This is a genomic window from Pedobacter cryoconitis, from assembly GCF_014200605.1.
GTDB lineage: Bacteria > Bacteroidota > Bacteroidia > Sphingobacteriales > Sphingobacteriaceae > Pedobacter > Pedobacter cryoconitis_B.
The window spans coordinates 386,735-405,819 of sequence record NZ_JACHCE010000001.1; the positions used below are offsets into that span (position 1 = coordinate 386,735).

Annotated in this window: 12 protein-coding genes; 8 read left to right on the forward strand and 4 right to left on the reverse strand. The window is 40.1% G+C overall.

Annotated features, from left to right (window positions below; all coding sequences use genetic code 11):
• The first annotated feature begins 35 nt into the window (after window positions 1–35).
• From HDE68_RS01880 to HDE68_RS01905, 6 genes are all read left to right on the forward strand, one after another.
• The gene (locus HDE68_RS01880; RefSeq protein ID WP_260171575.1) at window positions 36–3,353 is read left to right on the forward strand and encodes a SusC/RagA family TonB-linked outer membrane protein; all 3,318 of its coding nucleotides are present in this window, start codon (window positions 36–38) and stop codon (window positions 3,351–3,353) included.
• Window positions 3,354–3,364: 11 nt separating this feature from the next.
• A complete protein-coding gene (locus HDE68_RS01885) occupies window positions 3,365–5,125 on the forward strand; it encodes a RagB/SusD family nutrient uptake outer membrane protein (RefSeq protein ID WP_183878354.1) in 1,761 nt (586 codons plus the stop codon).
• Window positions 5,126–5,908, forward strand: coding sequence for a family 16 glycosylhydrolase (locus HDE68_RS01890; RefSeq protein ID WP_183878356.1), 783 nt, complete (start codon window positions 5,126–5,128; stop codon window positions 5,906–5,908).
• The gene (locus tag HDE68_RS01895; protein WP_183878358.1) at window positions 5,889–8,015 is read left to right on the forward strand and encodes a polysaccharide lyase family 8 super-sandwich domain-containing protein; all 2,127 of its coding nucleotides are present in this window, start codon (window positions 5,889–5,891) and stop codon (window positions 8,013–8,015) included. Before HDE68_RS01890 ends, HDE68_RS01895 begins: the two co-directional genes overlap by 20 nt.
• A 69-nt stretch (window positions 8,016–8,084) precedes the next feature.
• The gene (locus HDE68_RS01900; protein ID WP_260171576.1) at window positions 8,085–9,290 is read left to right on the forward strand and encodes a glycoside hydrolase family 88 protein; all 1,206 of its coding nucleotides are present in this window, start codon (window positions 8,085–8,087) and stop codon (window positions 9,288–9,290) included.
• Window positions 9,291–9,336: 46 nt separating this feature from the next.
• A complete protein-coding gene (locus HDE68_RS01905; RefSeq protein WP_183878360.1) occupies window positions 9,337–10,587 on the forward strand; it encodes a DUF2264 domain-containing protein in 1,251 nt (416 codons plus the stop codon).
• Between the two features lie 81 nt (window positions 10,588–10,668).
• Here the strand turns inward: HDE68_RS01905 and HDE68_RS01910 are convergent, their stop codons facing one another.
• The 4 genes from HDE68_RS01910 to HDE68_RS01925 all read right to left on the reverse strand — a co-directional run bounded on the left by HDE68_RS01910 (window position 10,669) and on the right by HDE68_RS01925 (window position 17,088).
• Window positions 10,669–11,865, reverse strand: coding sequence for an alginate lyase family protein (locus tag HDE68_RS01910; protein ID WP_183878362.1), 1,197 nt, complete (start codon window positions 11,863–11,865; stop codon window positions 10,669–10,671).
• A 109-nt stretch (window positions 11,866–11,974) separates the two neighbouring features.
• On the reverse strand, window positions 11,975–12,814 hold the full coding sequence (locus HDE68_RS01915; protein WP_183878364.1) for a siderophore-interacting protein: 840 nt from the start codon (window positions 12,812–12,814) through the stop codon (window positions 11,975–11,977).
• A 151-nt stretch (window positions 12,815–12,965) separates the two neighbouring features.
• On the reverse strand, window positions 12,966–14,204 hold the full coding sequence (locus tag HDE68_RS01920) for a hypothetical protein (RefSeq protein ID WP_183878365.1): 1,239 nt from the start codon (window positions 14,202–14,204) through the stop codon (window positions 12,966–12,968).
• A gap of 37 nt (window positions 14,205–14,241) precedes the next feature.
• Window positions 14,242–17,088: a TonB-dependent receptor domain-containing protein gene (locus HDE68_RS01925; RefSeq protein ID WP_183878367.1), complete on the reverse strand. Its 2,847-nt coding sequence runs from the start codon at window positions 17,086–17,088 to the stop codon at window positions 14,242–14,244.
• A 208-nt stretch (window positions 17,089–17,296) separates the two neighbouring features.
• On the opposite strand from HDE68_RS01925, the gene HDE68_RS01930 reads away from it, so the two are divergent.
• Window positions 17,297–18,286, forward strand: coding sequence for an alpha/beta fold hydrolase (locus tag HDE68_RS01930; RefSeq protein WP_183878369.1), 990 nt, complete (start codon window positions 17,297–17,299; stop codon window positions 18,284–18,286).
• A gap of 247 nt (window positions 18,287–18,533) precedes the next feature.
• Window positions 18,534–19,076 carry a hypothetical protein gene (locus tag HDE68_RS01935; protein WP_183878371.1) on the forward strand — a complete coding sequence of 181 codons (543 nt, stop codon included), beginning with the start codon at window positions 18,534–18,536 and terminating at the stop codon, window positions 19,074–19,076.
• Window positions 19,077–19,085 lie beyond the last annotated feature (9 nt).

Sequence of the window (19,085 nt, forward strand, 5' to 3'; positions counted from 1 at the left end):
CAGCAGCTAAAAACCTAACCAAATAAAAATCAATTATGAAGAAATTATACCTTAATGTAATTAGGTGTAGCTTAATGTTTACTGTGCTTTTATTGAGTGCACTGACTTTGGTATCACCTTTATCTTTATTTGCGCAAAGCAAAGTAATTTCAGGTACTGTGACTGATGAACAGCAACTACCTATACCGGGTGTTTCCATTCAAGTCAAAGGAACGGCAAAATCTACACAAACAGATGGCAATGGTCAATATAAAATTCAGGCAGATGGAAAGGCCGGAATTGTATTTACAGCAATCGGTTTTACAACACAAATCTTATCTGCTGGCAGTAACGGCATACTCAATGTAAATTTGCGTGCAACAAGTACCGGTTTAAATGAGGTTGTAGTTGTTGGTTACGGCACACAAAAGAAAGTGAACGTAATTGGATCTATTGCTACAATCAATGCCAAATCACTTGAAAACCGTCCGATTACCAATTTATCTTCAGGTTTGGCAGGTTTGAGTGCGGGTATTGCTGTGAACCAGAGTTCCGGTAAACCAGGAAGTGATGGGGCTACAATCAGAATCAGGGGGGCGGGAACTTTAAATAACAATAACCCATTAGTGATTATTGATGGTATTGCAGGTTCTATGGATGCTGTTAATCCGAACGATGTAGAAAGTATGTCTTTATTGAAGGATGCGGCCGCTGCATCAATTTATGGTTCCCTGGCAGCAAACGGAGTTATCCTGATCACGACTAAAAAGGGGGCTCAAGGCAGGCTCAGCGTTAATTATACCAGTATGTTTTCTATTGCAGAGCCTGCAAATATGCCAAAGTTTGTAACCGATTATATTACCCATATGAACCTGGTGAATGAAGGGTACCGTAATCTTGGACAAACTCCCGTATATACAGAGGCAACGAAAGCATTATGGGCAGCTGCCAATGCTGATCCGGATGGCCTCACTGCACAGGGAATTCCTAATCAGGTTGCTTATCCGAATACAGATTGGGCAAAAGCTATTTTTGAACACAACCTGGTGCAGCAGCATAATCTTTCGCTCAATGGGGGAACAGAAAATACGCAGTACCTGCTTTCTGCGGGTTATTTGAATAATCCCGGAACTATGGCCAATACAGGTTCTGACCGTTTTCAGTTGAGGATCAATTTACAAAGCAAAATCAATAAGTTCCTGACTTTAGGCACACAGACTTTTGCTTCTTTGCAAACTTTCGGAATGGCGAGCACGGCTAATGCCTTTAACTTTCTTCGTCAGACTACGCCGGGGGTATACCCGGTTTATAATGGATTATATGGCTTTCCTTCAGCTGCTGAAGAATCTGCTACTGCAAACAACATTTTAACTTATTTGTACAGTACAGGTGGGAAAGATCAGGAATCAAGGTTCAATACCACTGTATTTGCAAATTTTGCAATCTATAAAGGATTGAGTTTCGAAACCCGTTTCAATTATCAGACCCGCTTTGAAGAGAAGAATTCTTACAGCAACACCTTCGAAAAATGGAATTTTGCAACCAATACGTTAAAAGTTGCAGCAACCACCCCCGATCAGCTGAGTACTTCTTATTTTTTTAATAAAAACTATAGTACCACGATAGATAACGTTTTAAGGTATAATACTACAATTGCCGAAAAACATGATCTGGGTGTTTTATTGGGATACAATCAAAACTATTATAATTATTACAACTGGGATGCGACCAAGACTGGTCTGATTGATGAATCAATCACCACCTTAGGATCGGCCACAACCATGACTTCTATTAACGGTGATGCTTATGATTATGCGATCCGTTCTTTCTTTGGCCGTTTAAATTATGCTTACAAGAGCAAGTATTTACTGGAAGGGGTTTTCCGTTATGATGGATCTTCAAAATTTGCCCCAAATAATCGCTGGGGCTTTTTCCCGGCTTTCTCTGCCGGATGGCGTATCTCTCAGGAACCCTTTATGAAAAGTATCAATGACTATGTAGGTAATCTGAAATTACGTGCATCCTATGGTAAGACCGGAAATAACGTGATGAATGCAGACGCATCTCTGGGCAATTATGATTATAAGGCTGTTTATGGTTCTACTCCTTATTCTTTTAATGGATTGCCGGTTACGGGTTTGATCCAGTCAAAATTTGCAAATGGAGATTTGAAATGGGAAACCACCACGGTAACGAACCTTGGTCTGGATGGAACGCTTTTCAAAGGGGCAGTTAACTTCGAAGTTGATCTTTACAATAAATTCACTGAAGGGATTTTATATGTGCCGACTATTCCTTTGACTGTAGGGAATGCTACAGCGGCCACTAAAAATATAGCTGAAATTTCAAATAAAGGTATCGAGCTGACCTTGGGTTATACTGGTAAATCAGGCGACTTCAAATATGGGGTGTCAGGAAATTTTGCTTATAACTTCAACAGGGTTAAAAAATATAAAGGGGCTTTACAGCAAGGATATACCACTGATGCGAATGGCAACCAGGTCTATACTTCAAATATAGGAAGTGTGTCAAATGGTACGATCATCCGTATTCTGGAAGGTCAGCAGGCTAACCAGTACTATCTGTATAATGTTTATAAAGGAAACGGAACTTATAACAATGCAGACGGAAGTGTCAATATCAAAGGCGGGCCAAAGGATGGAATGATCAGGACACCTCAGGATCTGGCCTGGTTACAAAGCATGGTCGCTGCGGGTTATACTTTTCAGCCAACAGGAAATGTAGCAGGTAAAACAAATATTACTTATGGTGATCTGATTTATGCAGATAATAATGGAGATGGTATTTACGGAAATACTTACGACCAGACTTTCTCGAATGTTTCTGCTACACCAAAATACAACTTCGGTTTACAGCTTAATTTTGCTTATAAAGGTTTTGATCTGTCTATGTTATGGGCAGGCAGTGCAGGGATGAAATACTATTGGAACGCTACAGGTTATAACAGTTCAATTGTGTCACTGGGAAATGCAGTAAGCACATTGATTGCGAATGATCACTATTATTATAATCCTGCTAATCCAACTGATCCGGCCAATAATATCAATGCACATTATCCAAGACTTAAAAATACCACAGATGTTCAGAATTCGGGTGTAGCCAGTGACTTTTACCTGTACAACGCTTCGTACGTAAAACTGAAAAACCTGCAGCTGGGTTATACACTTTCTGAAAAATTATCCAGAAAGGCGGGCATGAGCAGGTTAAGGTTATATGTTTCTGGAGAAAACCTGTTTACGATCACCAAATTCCCCGGACTGGACCCTGAGCTTGGGGTTTCTGGCGGACAATATGCCGGGGTGAGTTATCCAACCATGCGTCAGTATTCACTGGGTTTAAATGTTACATTTTAAGGGAGAAAGAAATGAAAAAGATTTTATCAATTATATTAACCCTGGCTGTATTGTCGGGTTGTAAAAAAAACCTGCTGGAAACTGCACCTTATTCGGCAGTGGATGCAGAAAAGATGTGGACTACAGATAACCTGACTGATCTGGGGATGAGTGGGGTTTACAACGCGCTCCGTCTGGGAATTAAGACCGACGGTGCATCAGGGCTGGAACTTTATCAGTTAGACCGCTTTAGTTTTAGCGGACAGACCAGCGGTTCGGAAGTGCTGATGGCAGGAACAGTAACTACCGGCAATTCTATGTTCAGTGACAACTGGAAAAATATGTACGAAGGTATTCAGCGTGCCAATGATGCGATTAAAAATATTCCGTTGAAGTCTCCATCTGCCGATGCGAAAAAGAGCCGATATGTAGCCGAAGCTAAGTTTTTAAGAGCTTATTTCTATTTAAGACTCAATCAATTGTATAAAGGTGTACCTATTTATCTTGAACCATTTTTAGCGGATGATGCGACTAAAGGGCGAGCTACTGAAGAAGATGTCTGGACGCAGGTTATTACCGATCTGACGGCTTGTATCGCTGAACCTAACCTGCCGGACAGATATGCTGCCGGAAATGCTGCTTACGGCCATATTACTAAAGGGGCAGCTTATGCACTGCGTGGAAAAGCATATTTATATCAGCAAAAGTGGGCTTTGGCAGCGGCCGATTTTAGTAAAGTTAAGGATGCTGGTTATGGATTATTTAATAATTATACCACTTTATTTAAAACCGCAAATGAACAGAGTAATGAAATGATCTTCTCTATTCAGAATATTGGAATAGCGAATTCGGGTTCTACAACGCAATTTTTCTGCGGTACCAGGTCGTCTTTTGGTTCTTGCTGGAATACCTATCATGTATCACCAAACCTGGTAGACCTGTATGAAAATGCAGATGGTTCTAAATTTAGCTGGGAGTCGGTCATTCCGGGTTATTCTGCTTTATCTGTTGCTGAAAGGGAAGTGTATTTTTTAAGAAACAACCTGACCGCTGCTGAAATTACTGCGGCAACAACCAGGGGGGCAAAAATGAGCCTTTATCTGCCAACGGGCAATGAGGCACGTATTTTACAGGCTTACACAAACCGTGATCCAAGATTAGCTGCCAATGTAATTACTCCTTATTCAACTTATGCAGGGGTGTATAGCGGCATCAATGCAACGGTGACTTCAAGGTGGCCATATCGTTCAGAAGCAGCTTTGAATGGTGATTTGCGCACAGATACACAGAGTTATTTTTACTATTTGTACAGGAAATTTGTTTATGAAGGAGCTTCTGAAACACTGAACAGGTCTTACGGGCCTACAGATTTTCCAATTATCAGATATGCAGATGTATTGCTGATGTGGGCAGAAGCCTTAAACGAACAGGGATCAACCGGTGATGCTATTGCGAAAGTTAATGAAGTAAGAAGCCGTGCCGGTGCTGCTGTCCTGCAAATGGGAAATGGCTCTTTACCTACTTTTGTGAGCGATCAGGTTAATTTAAGGGAGCGTATCCGTAACGAACGCCGTGTAGAATTTCCAAATGAAGGGATTAATTACTTTGACGAATTGCGCTGGAAAAGCTGGAAAGATAAAGTTTTTTATGCAGGCAATGGGGTAAAACAGATCTGGGGAAACACCGTATATCCCTATACATTTAAAGGGGATTATATCTATAGCTGGCCTGTTCCCCAGGTAGAAATTGAAAGAAATCCTAATCTGAAACAAAATACTGGCTGGATAAATTAGATGAAGGGATATCAATTAGTTGTCTTGTTGCTGCTGGGTGTAAACCTGGCAGCAGCTGGCCAGGAAGCGAAAAAACGCAAGCTTATCTTCTCGGATGAATTCAATTATCAGGGATTGCCTGACAGTTCAAAATGGACTTATGAAGTAGGATTGGTGCGCAATAAAGAACCTCAGTATTATACTTCAAAAAGAATGGAGAATGCAAGGGTAGAAAATGGAAATCTGGTTATTGAAGCGAAAAAAGAGGATTATAAAGGGGCAAAATATACTTCAGCAAGTTTAATTACACTTGGTAAAAAGCACTTTAAATATGGCAGGATAGAAGTGCGGGCTAAAGTTCCTAAAGGTTTGGGAAGCTGGCCGGCAATCTGGATGCTCGGTAAAAACCGGCAACAGGTTAAATGGCCAAACTGTGGTGAAATTGATATTCTGGAATATGTAGGTAAAGATTCCACGCAGGTTTATGGTACAGTTCATTACGCTGATTCTGCAGCAAAGTATCATTATGCAGGAGAGAAACCTAAAGTAGGTGAACCGAATGAAGACTATCATATATATGCGATAGAATGGAATAAGAAAAGTATTTCTTTTTACTATGACGATTTGAAATATTTTGTCTTTGAGTATAAAAAGAGGGCTTATCGTCCGGGAAAAATTTTTAAAAGACCTTTTTATTTGTTATTAAATTTGGCTTTAGGTAGGGAAGGTACATTAGGTGGGCGGCTGGATGATAACATCTTACCTTTAAAATATAATGTTGATTATGTTAGGGTTTACAAATAGATTAAAAATTTTTGCTGTACTGCTGTTTTTAGGCAGCAGTCATTTGGTGAATGCTCAGACTGAGCCTTATCAGACCATTATGGACCGGATTAATATGGGCTTGCAGGATGACAGCCATTCACTGGATGGACAGGCTTTAAAAAGTATAGCCGCTATTAAAAAAGATGGCAGCTGGGCAGATATAAATTATACCAATCCGGATTATGATCCTTTACAAAGAATGAAGACTATTGCCATAGTTTACAGTGGGTCAGGTCATCAATTATATGGTGATGCTAAAGCTTATGATGCGATTGTTAAATCTCTGGGACATTGGCTGGAATTGAATCCTAAAAATAAGAACTGGTGGTATAATGAGATCTTTTATCCAAAGACCATAGGCGAAATATTGATCCTGATGCGTTATGCAAAAATGCCTTTGCCGGCAGATTTAGAAAAATCTTTGCTGGTCAGGATGACCAGGAAATTAAAGACTGGCGATGGGGCGAATACCTCTGATGAGGCTTTGCATTACCTGTACAGGGCTTGTCTGACACAGCGTAAAACTACACTGGATTCTGCTTCGAAATATTTATTTGAACCCGTTTCTATAACGGATGGAAAAGAAGGGGTACAGGTGGACAATAGTTATTTTCAGCATGGAAAACAGCAGGCCATTGCGAGTTATGGTGCTGTCTTTGCAGATAACTCTGTCAATGCAGCATTTTATTTAAGAGGCACGGCTTATGCGATGCCTAAGGATCAGCTGAATATTCTGATCACTTATCTGAAAGATACTTTCTTCAAAACGATCAGAGGTAGCTTTTTTGATTTTAACGTGCGCGGACGCGGGATTAGCAGGAAAGATATTTTAAAGGGAAGTTTTGCAGGCATGTTAGCTAAAGTGAAAATTCTCAGTCCGGAATATGCAGATTACTGGCTTGCGGCAGCTCAGCGGATGTCGGGTAAAGAACCTCCTGCTTATGGTGTCTCTGCCAGTAACAGGTCATATTGGAAAAGTGGTTATACCCTGCATACACGTGCCGGATATACATTCAGTGTGCAGGCAGCTTCTTCAAGAACACTGAGAACTGAAAGAGGAAACAATGAAAATATACTGGGTAAATTTCTGGCCGATGGAGCAACAAATATCCAGCTTCGCGGGGACGAATACCTGAATGTGATGCCTGTATGGGAATGGGATAAAATTCCTGGAGTAACCAGCAGAGCTTATCCGGATGATGAAGGGGCAACGATCAAACAGGATTGGGGTATTCCAGGAACTACAGCTTTTGCGGGCGGAGTGAGTAATGGCCTGTATGGCCTGGCTGTGTACGCGCAAAACTATGATGAGGTGCAGGCAAAAAAAGGGTGGTTCTTTTTTGATCAGGAGATTGTGTGTTTGGGTGCCGGAATCAAAAGTGCGGCTGCGCAAGAGGTCACAACAACTCTGAATCAGAACTGGTTAAAGGGGGATGTTATTCTGGCTGCTAAAGTTTCAAATGGACAGTCTTCGCAAGGTGATAAGCCAGCAGTTTTATCACCAGAAACCAAACTGGAAAAATCTGGAGCAGATTGGGTATGGCATGATCATATTGGTTATTTCCTCCCGGAAGGTGGAAATTTAAGTGTGAGCAATCAAACACAGAATGGCAGCTGGTATCGGATTAACCAGTTTCAGCCAAAAGAAGAGGTCAGCGGGAAGGTATTCCGGCTCTCTTTAAGTCATGGACATCGACCCGTTGATGGGCAATATGAATATATTGTTGTCCCGGGGATCAGCAGTGCTGATGCGATGAAGAATTATAAACTTTCGACAATTAAAATTTTGAGTAATACAGAAGATTTGCAGGTGGTAGAACATCAGGGGCTGGATGTTTTGCAGGTAATCTTTTATAAGGCAGGAGTATTAAAAGCCGGAGATTTGAGTATTAAATCAGATCAGGCCTGTGCGATTCTGATTCAGGGTTTACATACTGAAAATCCAATAATTGATATCGCTGATCCTGCGCAGCAAAATACCCGGATACAGCTGGAACTTAAATTACCGGGGCTAAAAGGAATAAAGAAACTGAATTGTGATTTACCGGATGGCGCACAGCGGGGTGCTACGGTTAGGGTACAATAAGTTAAATTCAGCAAGAACTTTGTATTTAAGCCAGGAATAATAATAGAATAAATATTTAAGAAAAAACGAATGATGAAAAGAATCAATTTAATTGCAGGGTTACTTTTACTGGCGGGATCTGCCTCTTTTGCGCAGAAATCAGATACACAATTACAAAATATGGGGCAATTAATTGATGAACAATTTGATTTTGCTGTAAAACAATATAAAGTTCTGGACAGGAATATTCCTGCTGGTTTAACGCCACAGAGTTATGATGCTAAAAATAATAAACTGGTAGCCTATGATATTAAATGGTGGTGCAGTGGATTTTATAGTGGTTCGCTATGGTATATCTATGAACAAACTAAAGATGCATCGGTGAAAAAAACTGCCGAAAAAGCATTGAAAGTAATTGAACCTAACCAGAACTATAGCGGTAACCATGATCTTGGTTTTATGATGTTTTGCAGTTTTGGAAATGCGTATCGCCTGACTAAAAACCCAGTCTATAAAGCAGTAATTGACAGGTCTGCGGCATCTTTAGCCAAACGCTATCGTCCTGCAATCGAGTCTATTCAGTCTTGGGATAAAAACAAGTACTGGAAGTGCCCGGTAATTATAGACAATATGATGAATCTGGAAATGTTAAACTGGGTGAGTGATCAGGGCGGGGATGCAAAGTATAAAGAGATTGCTGTTAAACATGCCAATACCACTTTAAAGAACCATTTCAGACCAGACTTTAGTTCCTATCATGTAGTAGATTATGATTTGACAACAGGAAAGGTTAACCGTAAAGCGACCTGGCAGGGGGCGGCTAACTGCTCTGCATGGGCAAGGGGACAAGCCTGGGCATTGTATGGTTATACGATGATGTACAGAGATACTAAAGATCAGAAATATCTGGATCAGGCAAAGGGGATTGCCCATTTTATACTGAACCACCCGAATTTGCCGGTTGATAAAATTCCTTTCTGGGATTTTGATGCACCAAAAATCCCTTACGCTGAACGGGATGCTTCTGCCGGAGCTGTTACTGCATCAGCTTTGCTTGAATTAGCTCAGTATACCAATGCAGCTACTGAAAAAAAAGAGTTTGTCTCTTCGGCAGAGACAATGATCAGGTCACTGGCAACTCCTGTATATCGCGCTAAATTAGGGGAGAATGGCGGGTTTTTATTGCTGCACAGTACCGGAGCACTTCCTTTGAACAGTGAAATTGATGTACCTTTAGTTTATGCCGATTATTACTTTCTGGAGGCATTGGGCAGATATAAAAAATGGTATTTATAATTACCGAACCCTGATTTTATCATTAAATACTAATTAATACAGCTTTATGATTTCTTTCCATACAAAAACAATTTTATTATGGTCTTTCCTATTGGTCATTTGCACTTCGGCTGCTGCGCAGCAGTTCAAAAAAGATAAACCGGTTTCAGGTGCGCAGGACAGAAAGGTCTGGGTTAAAGCTTTATATAAAATTGCTTATCCGGTAGTCTCCAATCTGGCTAAGGGAACACTGAAAAAAAATATGCCTTTGGAAACGGGGCCAAAATATGGTTTAGGGCTTAAAAGTGTGACCTATCTGGAAGCTGTAGGCAGGACAATGGCAGGAATAGCTCCATGGCTGGCCCTGCCGGATGATCGTACTGACGAAGGTAAAATGCGTAAAGAGCTGCGGTCTATGCTGCTGAAAGGATTAAAGAATGCAGTTGATCCTAAAAACCCTGATTATTTGAATTTCAGAACTGAAAGCCAGCCTATAGTAGATGCTGCTTATGTTGCCCAGGCTTTTATCCGTGCACCAAAAGCTTTATGGGAGCCTTTGGACAAGGAAACTAAAGCCCGCTTTGTTGAAGAATTTAAAGCATTGAGAAACAGGAGTGGCGCCTACAATAACTGGCTTTTATTTTCAGGTTTGACTGAAGGGTTTTTATTAAGTATCGGTGAAGAATATGATCCTGCAAGGGTTCAGTTTGCTGTTAATAAAATGAAAGAATGGTATGTAGGGGATAGCTGGTATAGTGATGGAGCAAAATTCAGTATGGATTATTATAATTCTTATGTAATTCACCCTATGCTGGTAGATCTGCTGAAAATTCTGTCTGATCAAAAAAAGGCGCCTGTTAGTGATTATGATCAGGCTTTGAAACGGATGGTTAGATATTCTGAATACTTAGAGCGGATTATTTCTCCCGAAGGGACATACCCGGCTTATGGAAGATCTGTGACTTACAGGACTGCAGCTTTTCAGGCCCTGGCTCAAACAGCGTTAATGGAGAAATTACCGGATTACGTAAAACCGGCGCAGGTACGTTGTGCTTTGACTAAGGTGATACAGAATATGTATACAGGTGATCAGAATTTTGATGATAAAGGCTGGTTGGTTTTAGGGTTTAACGGGCATCAGCCTGCTATTGCCGATTATTACACTTCGACCGGAAGTTTGTATATGGCTACTTTAGGCTTTTTAACACTTGGGCTTCCTGCTGACAATGAGTTCTGGACAGATGCTGCTGCTCCATGGACTTCTTTAAAAGCGTGGACTGGCGAAGAGGTAGTGAAGGATTATAAAGTAGAGTATTAGTACATAAAAAGCGTCCTGATAAGGAAGGCAACAGTCTGACTGTTGCCTTCCTTATCAGGACGCTTATAGGATACTGATCAGTTATGGTTTGTAAAGCAGGTCAGTTAACTGCGTGTCTTTATCTTTTGTAATAGATGCAGCCTGTTTGAGATAAGCAGTATTGTGGTAAGCTTTTCCGGCAATGATTAGCAATCTGTATAATTCACTGGTATTATAAGAGACGATTTGTTTATGATCTTTCTGTTTTTCTCCAAGTGCATAAGGAATAAGCCAGTCCAGTGCTTTATGAATACTTCTTCCGTCGGCGGTTTGATAATTCCAGAGATCAATACCTGCGTGTTTTCCTAATAAGGCAAGATTAAACCAGCCGTCATTCAGGTTCATGGTACTATAGCTATATGCTTTTGTTCTGGCAAGTTCCAGTGGCTGTTCACCTTCGGGGGTAATTTGTACGGTTATTCTCTGAAGACTCTCTGTTAAGGTCTTTTTTGCCAGCTCTTTATTGCCTGTAAACAATGCGAATGAGACAACCTGTGTATCGTAAATAGTACCATGATTGTTTTTAGATTTATGTTCGTCTTTTCCATTTTTACTGGTTAACAACCAATTCAGGTATTGTTTGTACCAGTCTTTAAGACCGTTGAGCTGCTGATCAGAGAATGATTTTGATCCTGCAAGCAGACCTGCCCAGTCTGCTAATTCAACCAGAGAACGACTTTCAATAATACCTATCCCGCGGCCATCATTAACACCTGGTATAGCCTGTCCATAATTAAGATTGGGATTCATTTTTGTTTCAGGTGCAATAAACCATACATTAATTAGTTCGGCGGCTTTTGATGCATATTTTTCCTGACCTGTAAAATAGTAGGCGAGTGATAAAAACTGACACTTATCGGTCAGGTCATGTAAAAATACAGCGTCCGTTATTTTCCTGATATCCGGGTTGCGTTCTCCATCTTTTCTAATATAGGGAGTTCCGTTTGGTTGAGAAGGATCAGGCCAGAAATAGGGCGCCTGACTCATATAATCATGTTTTGATCCGCTTGGTGGCGTTGATGATTTATCCATCACAGATTTTGGCTTTACAGAAAGAAGGGCATCAGCTTTGCTGATCACCAGGTCTGCCAGACTTTTTATCTCTTTATCATTTTGTTGCCAGGCTTCTTTTTTTGCCTGGAGATCATCAGCATTGATTAAAAATAGTTTTGGATTTTGCGCAAAAGATAGCTGGTTATAAAGAAGAACGAGCATAACGCATAAAAATTTAGTTCTCATAGTCGATTGATTTCTGTGGAATCAAATATAACCATGAAATTTCCGGAACAGAAGGGGATTCTGTATTTTATGTGTGATGATATTCCGCCTTTTGCGGGCGGAATAATTATTATCTTTCTTCCTGATATTCTTCACGGCGTACTTTCACAGAGCCATCTTCACTTGCTCCGTATTTCCAGTAAGAATAGGCATTCAGTTCAGTTTGATCCCATGCTTGTTCTTTACGCAGAAACTGCCGGATGTCTTTTACTGAAGAGAATTCTGCGGCAACATAGCCAAAACGGGTAGTATTGTCCTGACCAGGTATCTTTACTGTACGTACAGCATCTGCTAATAATTTATTCTCTCCCGGAGTTGTATTATAAATCCAGTTGATCTGGATATCTGCCTCAGTTTTCAATTCCTGTTCGTCTTCTTTTCCGGGTATTTCAAGATAAGCAACCCCTGTTGCTGTAGCAGGAAGCGTTTCGAGTATAGCGGCAATAACAGGTATTCCGGTTGCATCCGCAGCCAGCAGATACCAGTCAGCTTTAGGATAAAGAACTGTTCCTTTTGCTTTCATTAATACACCCAGCCGGTCTCCTGGCTGCGCATGAATTGCCCATGCAGATGCCGGACCATTTTCTCCATGTGCAACAAAGTCAATTGTCATCTCATTTTTTTCAGGATCAAAGGCTCTGTGTGTGTAAGTACGTATCGTAGGTTTTAAATGTTCTGGTGGATGTATCCATTCTCCAGTCTCATAATTGAAATCAGGAAAATGGATTTCATTAACTCCCGCTGGTGGAATAAGTATTTTATTGTTTACACCTGGTGTGGTCTCTGCGAAGAGAGGTACGTCATTACCTGTAAAAGTAATCCGTATATAATGAGGTGTATGGTACACCTTGCTTTTTACTTCTAATACCCCGCGTACAGTTGCTGGTCTTTCGTTTTTTATTTCGCTCATCGTAAATGTCTTCGTTTTGACTCTGATGGTAAATATAATTTATTTATAATCTTTCTAAATAAAAGAATTGAGCTATGACAATGGAATTACAATAAACAAAAAAGCTTTTCCGGGTCTGACAGGAAAAGCTTTTTAAGTATACTGATTTTGATTACCTGGTTTCAATTTCGGGAACTCCGATCCAGTGCCATTTTCTTTTGGTAAACCCGGGGTTCAGGTCCCCGTCTATGTTAAACCTTCTCAAATCGATTAAACGCGTTCCTCTCCAGGATAAGAATATCCTGCGTATTGCCGTGATATCGGTTAAAGTAAGCGTGTTCTGTGCTGGAAGGTTAGACTGACCTGTAGGATCATATTTTACAATCACTGTATTGACAAAATCTGCAGGATTTCCTGCTATTAATCCGCGAACAGCCAATTCTGCCCTGATCAGCTGCATCTCATCAAAGTCTGTAACCAGTAAAGGGTCTCTCTCTTTAAAATAAGTTAATGACCAGTGTCCTTTAGCAGCTTTGACTACCGGATTACGGGTTTTATCGGCTGTGGTTTTTAATACGGCTACCAGTGTAGGATCAACAGCTGCATCTCTGCTATTGATACTCATCGCAGAGAAAAAAGCATTACTTACAGTACCCACAGTATTTAAGAAAGCGAAGTTTTCCAGTGGGGTGAATGACTGATTGATATGTGCTGTTGCCAAAGTATAATTCTGTGTATGTATACCTAGTTTGGTCAGCAAAGCATGTAATAATCTTTTTTCCTGCTCATTAGCTAAAGGCAAAGCTTCTTCCCAGTAACGTTGTGCATTGGCATAAGCCTGTTCATGAGTAACCAGCTTATGATCGGCATAAATAGCATGATTGGATTCACTTACAGTGAAGTAATCTGCCAGTAGCATCCAGGCATAACCTGCATGTAAACGGGCATTGATTAATGCACCTTGTTTAACTTTTATTTTATCGGGCTCTGCCGGGTTTTGCTGATTGGCAAGATTGATAGCGTCTTCTGCACGGGCCCTGTAGTTTTGGACATTTGACCAGCTGCTAAAAAGAGAAGGGTTATCCGGGCTTAGTTTATCTTCATCCAGTTCTTTATAAAAAGGAGAGTTAGGTACTGCCGTAGAAGTGATTTCATCGGCAATTGCACCTGATGCAACTAAAAGATCTGAAGATGCGCTTGCTCCCGCACGCCATACGCCAGCTATGACAGGTCCGTTTACATAAATCCCTTTATCTATACGGCCTAACATTTCCAGACTCGTTAATTGAGATTCATCAACAGTGCTATCTGGTGATTTCGGGTCATTTACCCATTTATTGCAGGATGAAAAGGCTAATGCGATAGTGAGTACCGCTGCGATTCTAAAAAAATATTTTGTATTCTTTGACATAATGCTTTGATATAAACAGACTGAAAATCAGCCCTGGTTAAAATCCAATATTTAAACTAAATGCATAAGTGCGGGGCGCAGGAACAGCAGTCCAGTCTGAAGATAAATAGCTGATACCTTTGGTTCTTTTGCTACCACCCTGAGAGTCGATCTGAGGTTCTGCACCGCCATAATTTGTGGTAAGCCACAGGTTGTTTCCTGTTACTGACACTACACAGCGTTTCAAGACACCCTTAGTCTGTTTTTTTGCCCAATCGCCCAGGTCATAAGACAAGGTCAGGTTACTTAGCCTGATGAAATCTGCTTTCTGAATAAAATCACCCCTTACGCCATCAACTTTAGATAAAGCTGTAGCCGTTGAAATATAATCGGCTGTGCCTGGTGTTAATGTGGCTAATTGTGCTTTTAAAGTCTCTTTAGGCTCATAATTATTACCTTGTGAGGCTACGTTCCTTGCAGAGATATTATAAACTTTTGCTCCTTTGGAGTAGGTGAAAAGTGTTTGTAAACGGAAGTTACTGAACAATTGCAGACCAAATCCAACTGAGCCGTTATAAGTAGGGAAGGGTTTTCCCAATTCCTGAAGCGGGCCTTCTTTTGCTCCTGTATAGACACCTTTCGCATCAAATACCGGTCCGGCAGAAAGATTGGAATAAAAGGCAAATGCTGGTAACCCTGCACGGATCAGGTTCACTGAACTCAGGATATCTTTATCACCAGAATTGATAACTTTATTGGATTGCTGATTAAAAATAGCATAAATATCCAGGCTGTGTTTTTTATTCGCACTCGTGAATACTCTGCTATTGTAAGAGATCTCTAATCCCTGTCCCTGTATTTTTCCGATATTTTCAGGATAATCGCCGCTTAAACTGGATGGCCAGCCTAGAGAAGGCAATAATGTCGTATATACAATTGCATCACGTGTATATTGTCTGTAATAGGTAAAGCTCAGTTTCTGATTAAATAATCTGATATCAGTTCCAATTTCAAATTCACCGGTGCGTTCTGGTTTAATATCCGGATTTCCTTTCCTTAAAGGTTTTACTATCGTTCCAAAAGAAGAATTTTCAACCAGATAAGCAGTTTGTGCATCACCTGGATAAGGCAAACGGCCTGATTCTCCATAAGCTGCCCGGAATTTCCATTCATCTACTTTTCCTTTCAAAAAGTCCATATCAGCTACATTGTAGGCAACACTTATTGTAGGGTACCATATACTGGCTACGTTTCTTCCGATCATGTTTGAAACATCACGTCTCAGACCTGCATTAATAAATAGTTTGTTGTCATAACTTAAAAAAGCCTCGCCATATAGTCCATGTGTACGCTTTTCAAAAGTGTTGTCAGTTGTACCTAAAATCTCTGCTGCGGAAGCGATGTTACTGATTCCAGGAACTGCAAAATTGCGGACACTGATTCCGGTAACCCTTTCTGATGCTTGTGTAATCTGAGAAAGGAAAGACAGGTTTAACTGCCATTTCGGGTTAAACACAAAATTACGGGATAACTTAAAATCCCAGTTCATATTTTGGTTACGGCGGTTACTGATTTGTTTGCTTCCCGTGTTATTTGTTCCCTGTAAAAAGCCGTAAGGAAGGTAGTTAAGGCCATCAATACGATTGAGGTCTAAACCAACTAAACTTTCTGCTTTAATTTCAAAGGGGAAGGTATAGGCTAATTTTAAACTCCCGGTAAAACGGTCATTTTCATATTCTTTCTGGATTGCACGCCAGCTTTCTTCTGCAATAAATGGCCATGGTGTGCGGTCACGCATCAGGTTCCAGATCGCATCATCGCGTCCTGAAGCAGATTGAGGAATACTTAATTTCCCTTTCACATAACCTGCTGTTAATGATAATTTGAAACGGTCTTTAACAAAATCATAGCCGGTACGTACCGTTTGTCTGTTATCCTGATTTCCAGGGACAATACCTGCATTTTTATTGGTGTTTGCAGAAAAGAAAATGCTGTTGTTCTGATCGATTTGTGAGGTGATATTAGCGTATAATTGCTGTTCTGTCCCTTTTCTGAAAAAATCATTTAAAGGGTCATTATTGACAAACTGATCATATTTTCTGGCCAGTTCACTAAATCCTGCTGTATATTTTACATTAATAGCAATCCCTTTCTGACCATTCAGACCACGTTTAGTCTGAATAACAACGACACCATTAGCTGCTTCTGCACCATAAGATGCGGCGGCGGCTGGCCCTTTAATCACATCTATCGATTCAATATCATTTAAAGGCAAATCGTTTAATGCACTCATTGCTTCTTGCGAAGAGTTAATATCTGAGGTATTCGTACTGCCATAACGCACACCATCAATAAAGATTAATGGATCACGTTCCATGCTGAATGTAGCAGAAGAACGGATATCAAAACGGATTGGCATACCAACTTTACCATTTGTATTGTAGACCTGCGCTCCGCTGATCCTTCCGTTAACAATGTCTGCAAGAGAAGAAGGGTTACTTGTTGCCACTACCGCAGCCGCATTAATATGATCTATATTTGTTCCAATTGCTTTTTTGCTTCTTGAATTCGCTAAACTGGCGGTTACCATGACTTCCTGCAGTTCTACACCTGGTTCCATGAATATATCAATTTGCTGACCTTCTTTAATTGCGGTGTATTGTTTTTGAAAATGCTTGTAACCAATCATTTTGACGATTAGTGTTTCGCCTGATTGCAGTTGCAGACTAAATTTGCCCTGAGCATCTGCCATTACACCTTTTCCCGGATGTTCTTTGACGGAAATACTAGCGCCTATAATGGTCTCTTTTGTACTTTTATCATATACAGTACCTCTGATGACCTGCGCTTTGATTGTGGAACAGAGCATCATGGATACTCCTAAAATGGTAAAGAATTTAATCATATGGTGTGTTTAATAGTGAGTATAAGCTAGCCTTTAGGGGCTAACAGGTTTCAAATTCATGTGTCTGCAGATTAAGCTGAATCAGCTGATGGTGTTGGTTTTAGACTTCTTGTTTAGTGTTAGTCTAAATAATAATTAGCGGCCGCAAAGATAATAATTACTTTAAAAGAGGCAAGAGATAAATTAGAAATAAATAGTAGTTTCGGGAATGAAGAAGATATTCCTGATTGCTGTTTTAATTTTAATATTTGTTATAAACAGAGCTGAAGTGTGTGGGTGTACTGGTTTGCCTGTTGATCTTAGGGTTATCACGGCAATTGATACTACTGAAATTATCTCCATTGGCGGGATCAAACAGTTGATCAGTATCAAAGGAGAGAATAAAGAGAATCCTATTTTACTTTTTTTACATGGCGGCCCTGGAAGTTCGCTTATGGAACCTGCAGATAAGTTTACAGACCGGCTGCAAAAAGAATTTGTGGTTGTACAGTGGGATCAGAGAGAGACGGGGGGGACTTTGAAATTAAACCCTTCTCCCAAAAAACTGACGGTTAAACTGATGCAGGATGATACCTATGAAGTTGTAAAACTGTTGCTAAAGAAGTTTAACCATAAAAAACTTTACCTGGCTTCTCATTCATGGGGATCAGTTCTGGCTTTTAATATTGCTGATAAATATCCTGAATTATTATCCGCTTATATTGCAATCAGTCCGATCATAGATCAGTTGAAAAGTGCAAAGCTTACCGAAAAGACACTGAAAGAATGGGCATTGAAAAACAAGAATGAACAGGCGTTAAAAGAACTTGCACTGGTTAAAATTCCATTTCAGCAAGAAGAAGATTTGTTTTATTCGCAGAAGTGGTTATTTATCCGGAATGGTGTTGAATTTGCTAAAAAAGATGATTTCAAATCAAAATACTATGCATGGATGTCAGTCTGGTTTCCAGTCTGGAAAGAATCAATCGGGGGTAACCTTTTTAAAGATTTACCATCGGTTAAATGCCCGGTTTATTTTATTGAAGGGAATGCTGATGGCTTAGCTGCTCATGCCATAGTGGAAGACTATTATAAGTTTTTGAAAGCACCAAAAAAGGATTTTTTCTGGTTTAGTAATTCGGGGCATACGATATTCAATACTGAACCTGAAAAATTGCAGGAAGTTATCATCACTGAAATACTTCGTAAAAATAAATAGAGGCCACTCATCCAGTGCATCACATAGAAGGTTTTTTAAAAGCTATACGACCAAAATCAGTTACTCCAATTGTATATGCACTTTCAACTTTCCAGAACCTTGCCGGTAATTTATTTTTTTTACATGATATAAGATTCTGGTTGGGTTTAAAAGAGGGTTATTCCTTCTGGTTTTGCTGAATAGAAGGCTGCGTACATCTGCAAAATATCATTTGACGTAAATGGGTTGAACCATTAACCCAAACCCTATGAAAGCATATCACATCATGTCATTCCTGATTAAAACAGAAAATAAAGCTGTAGAATGGAAAGCTCGTAACGGACTAAATATTCTGCGAATCTCGCTGGGTCTTATTTTCATCTGGTTTGGTATACTTAAGTTTTTTCCTGGTGTGAGTGCAGCCGAAGTTATCGCTGGCCGTACCATAGAGAAATTAACTTTTGGAATTATACTACCGCCTGTTTCCTTACCCTTATTAGCCGTATGGGAATGTATTATAGGACTTGGGTTAATTTCAAAAAAATGGCTGGGACTTACCTTGTTATTGCTTTATTTTCAAATGGCTGGTACGTTTTTGCCTTTGGTTTTCTTCCCTGACGAGACTTTTGTCCGGAGTTTGCTGATTCCGACTTTACTGGGACAATATATCATTAAAAATATTGTCCTGCTTTCTGGTGGTATTGTAATTGGTGCAACGGTTAAAGGAGGTAGATTAACTGCCTCTGATCGTGCTGAACTTAAAATGACGGCGTTAAAATTATTACCATATACCTATTATAAGAAATTATGAACAGGTAAT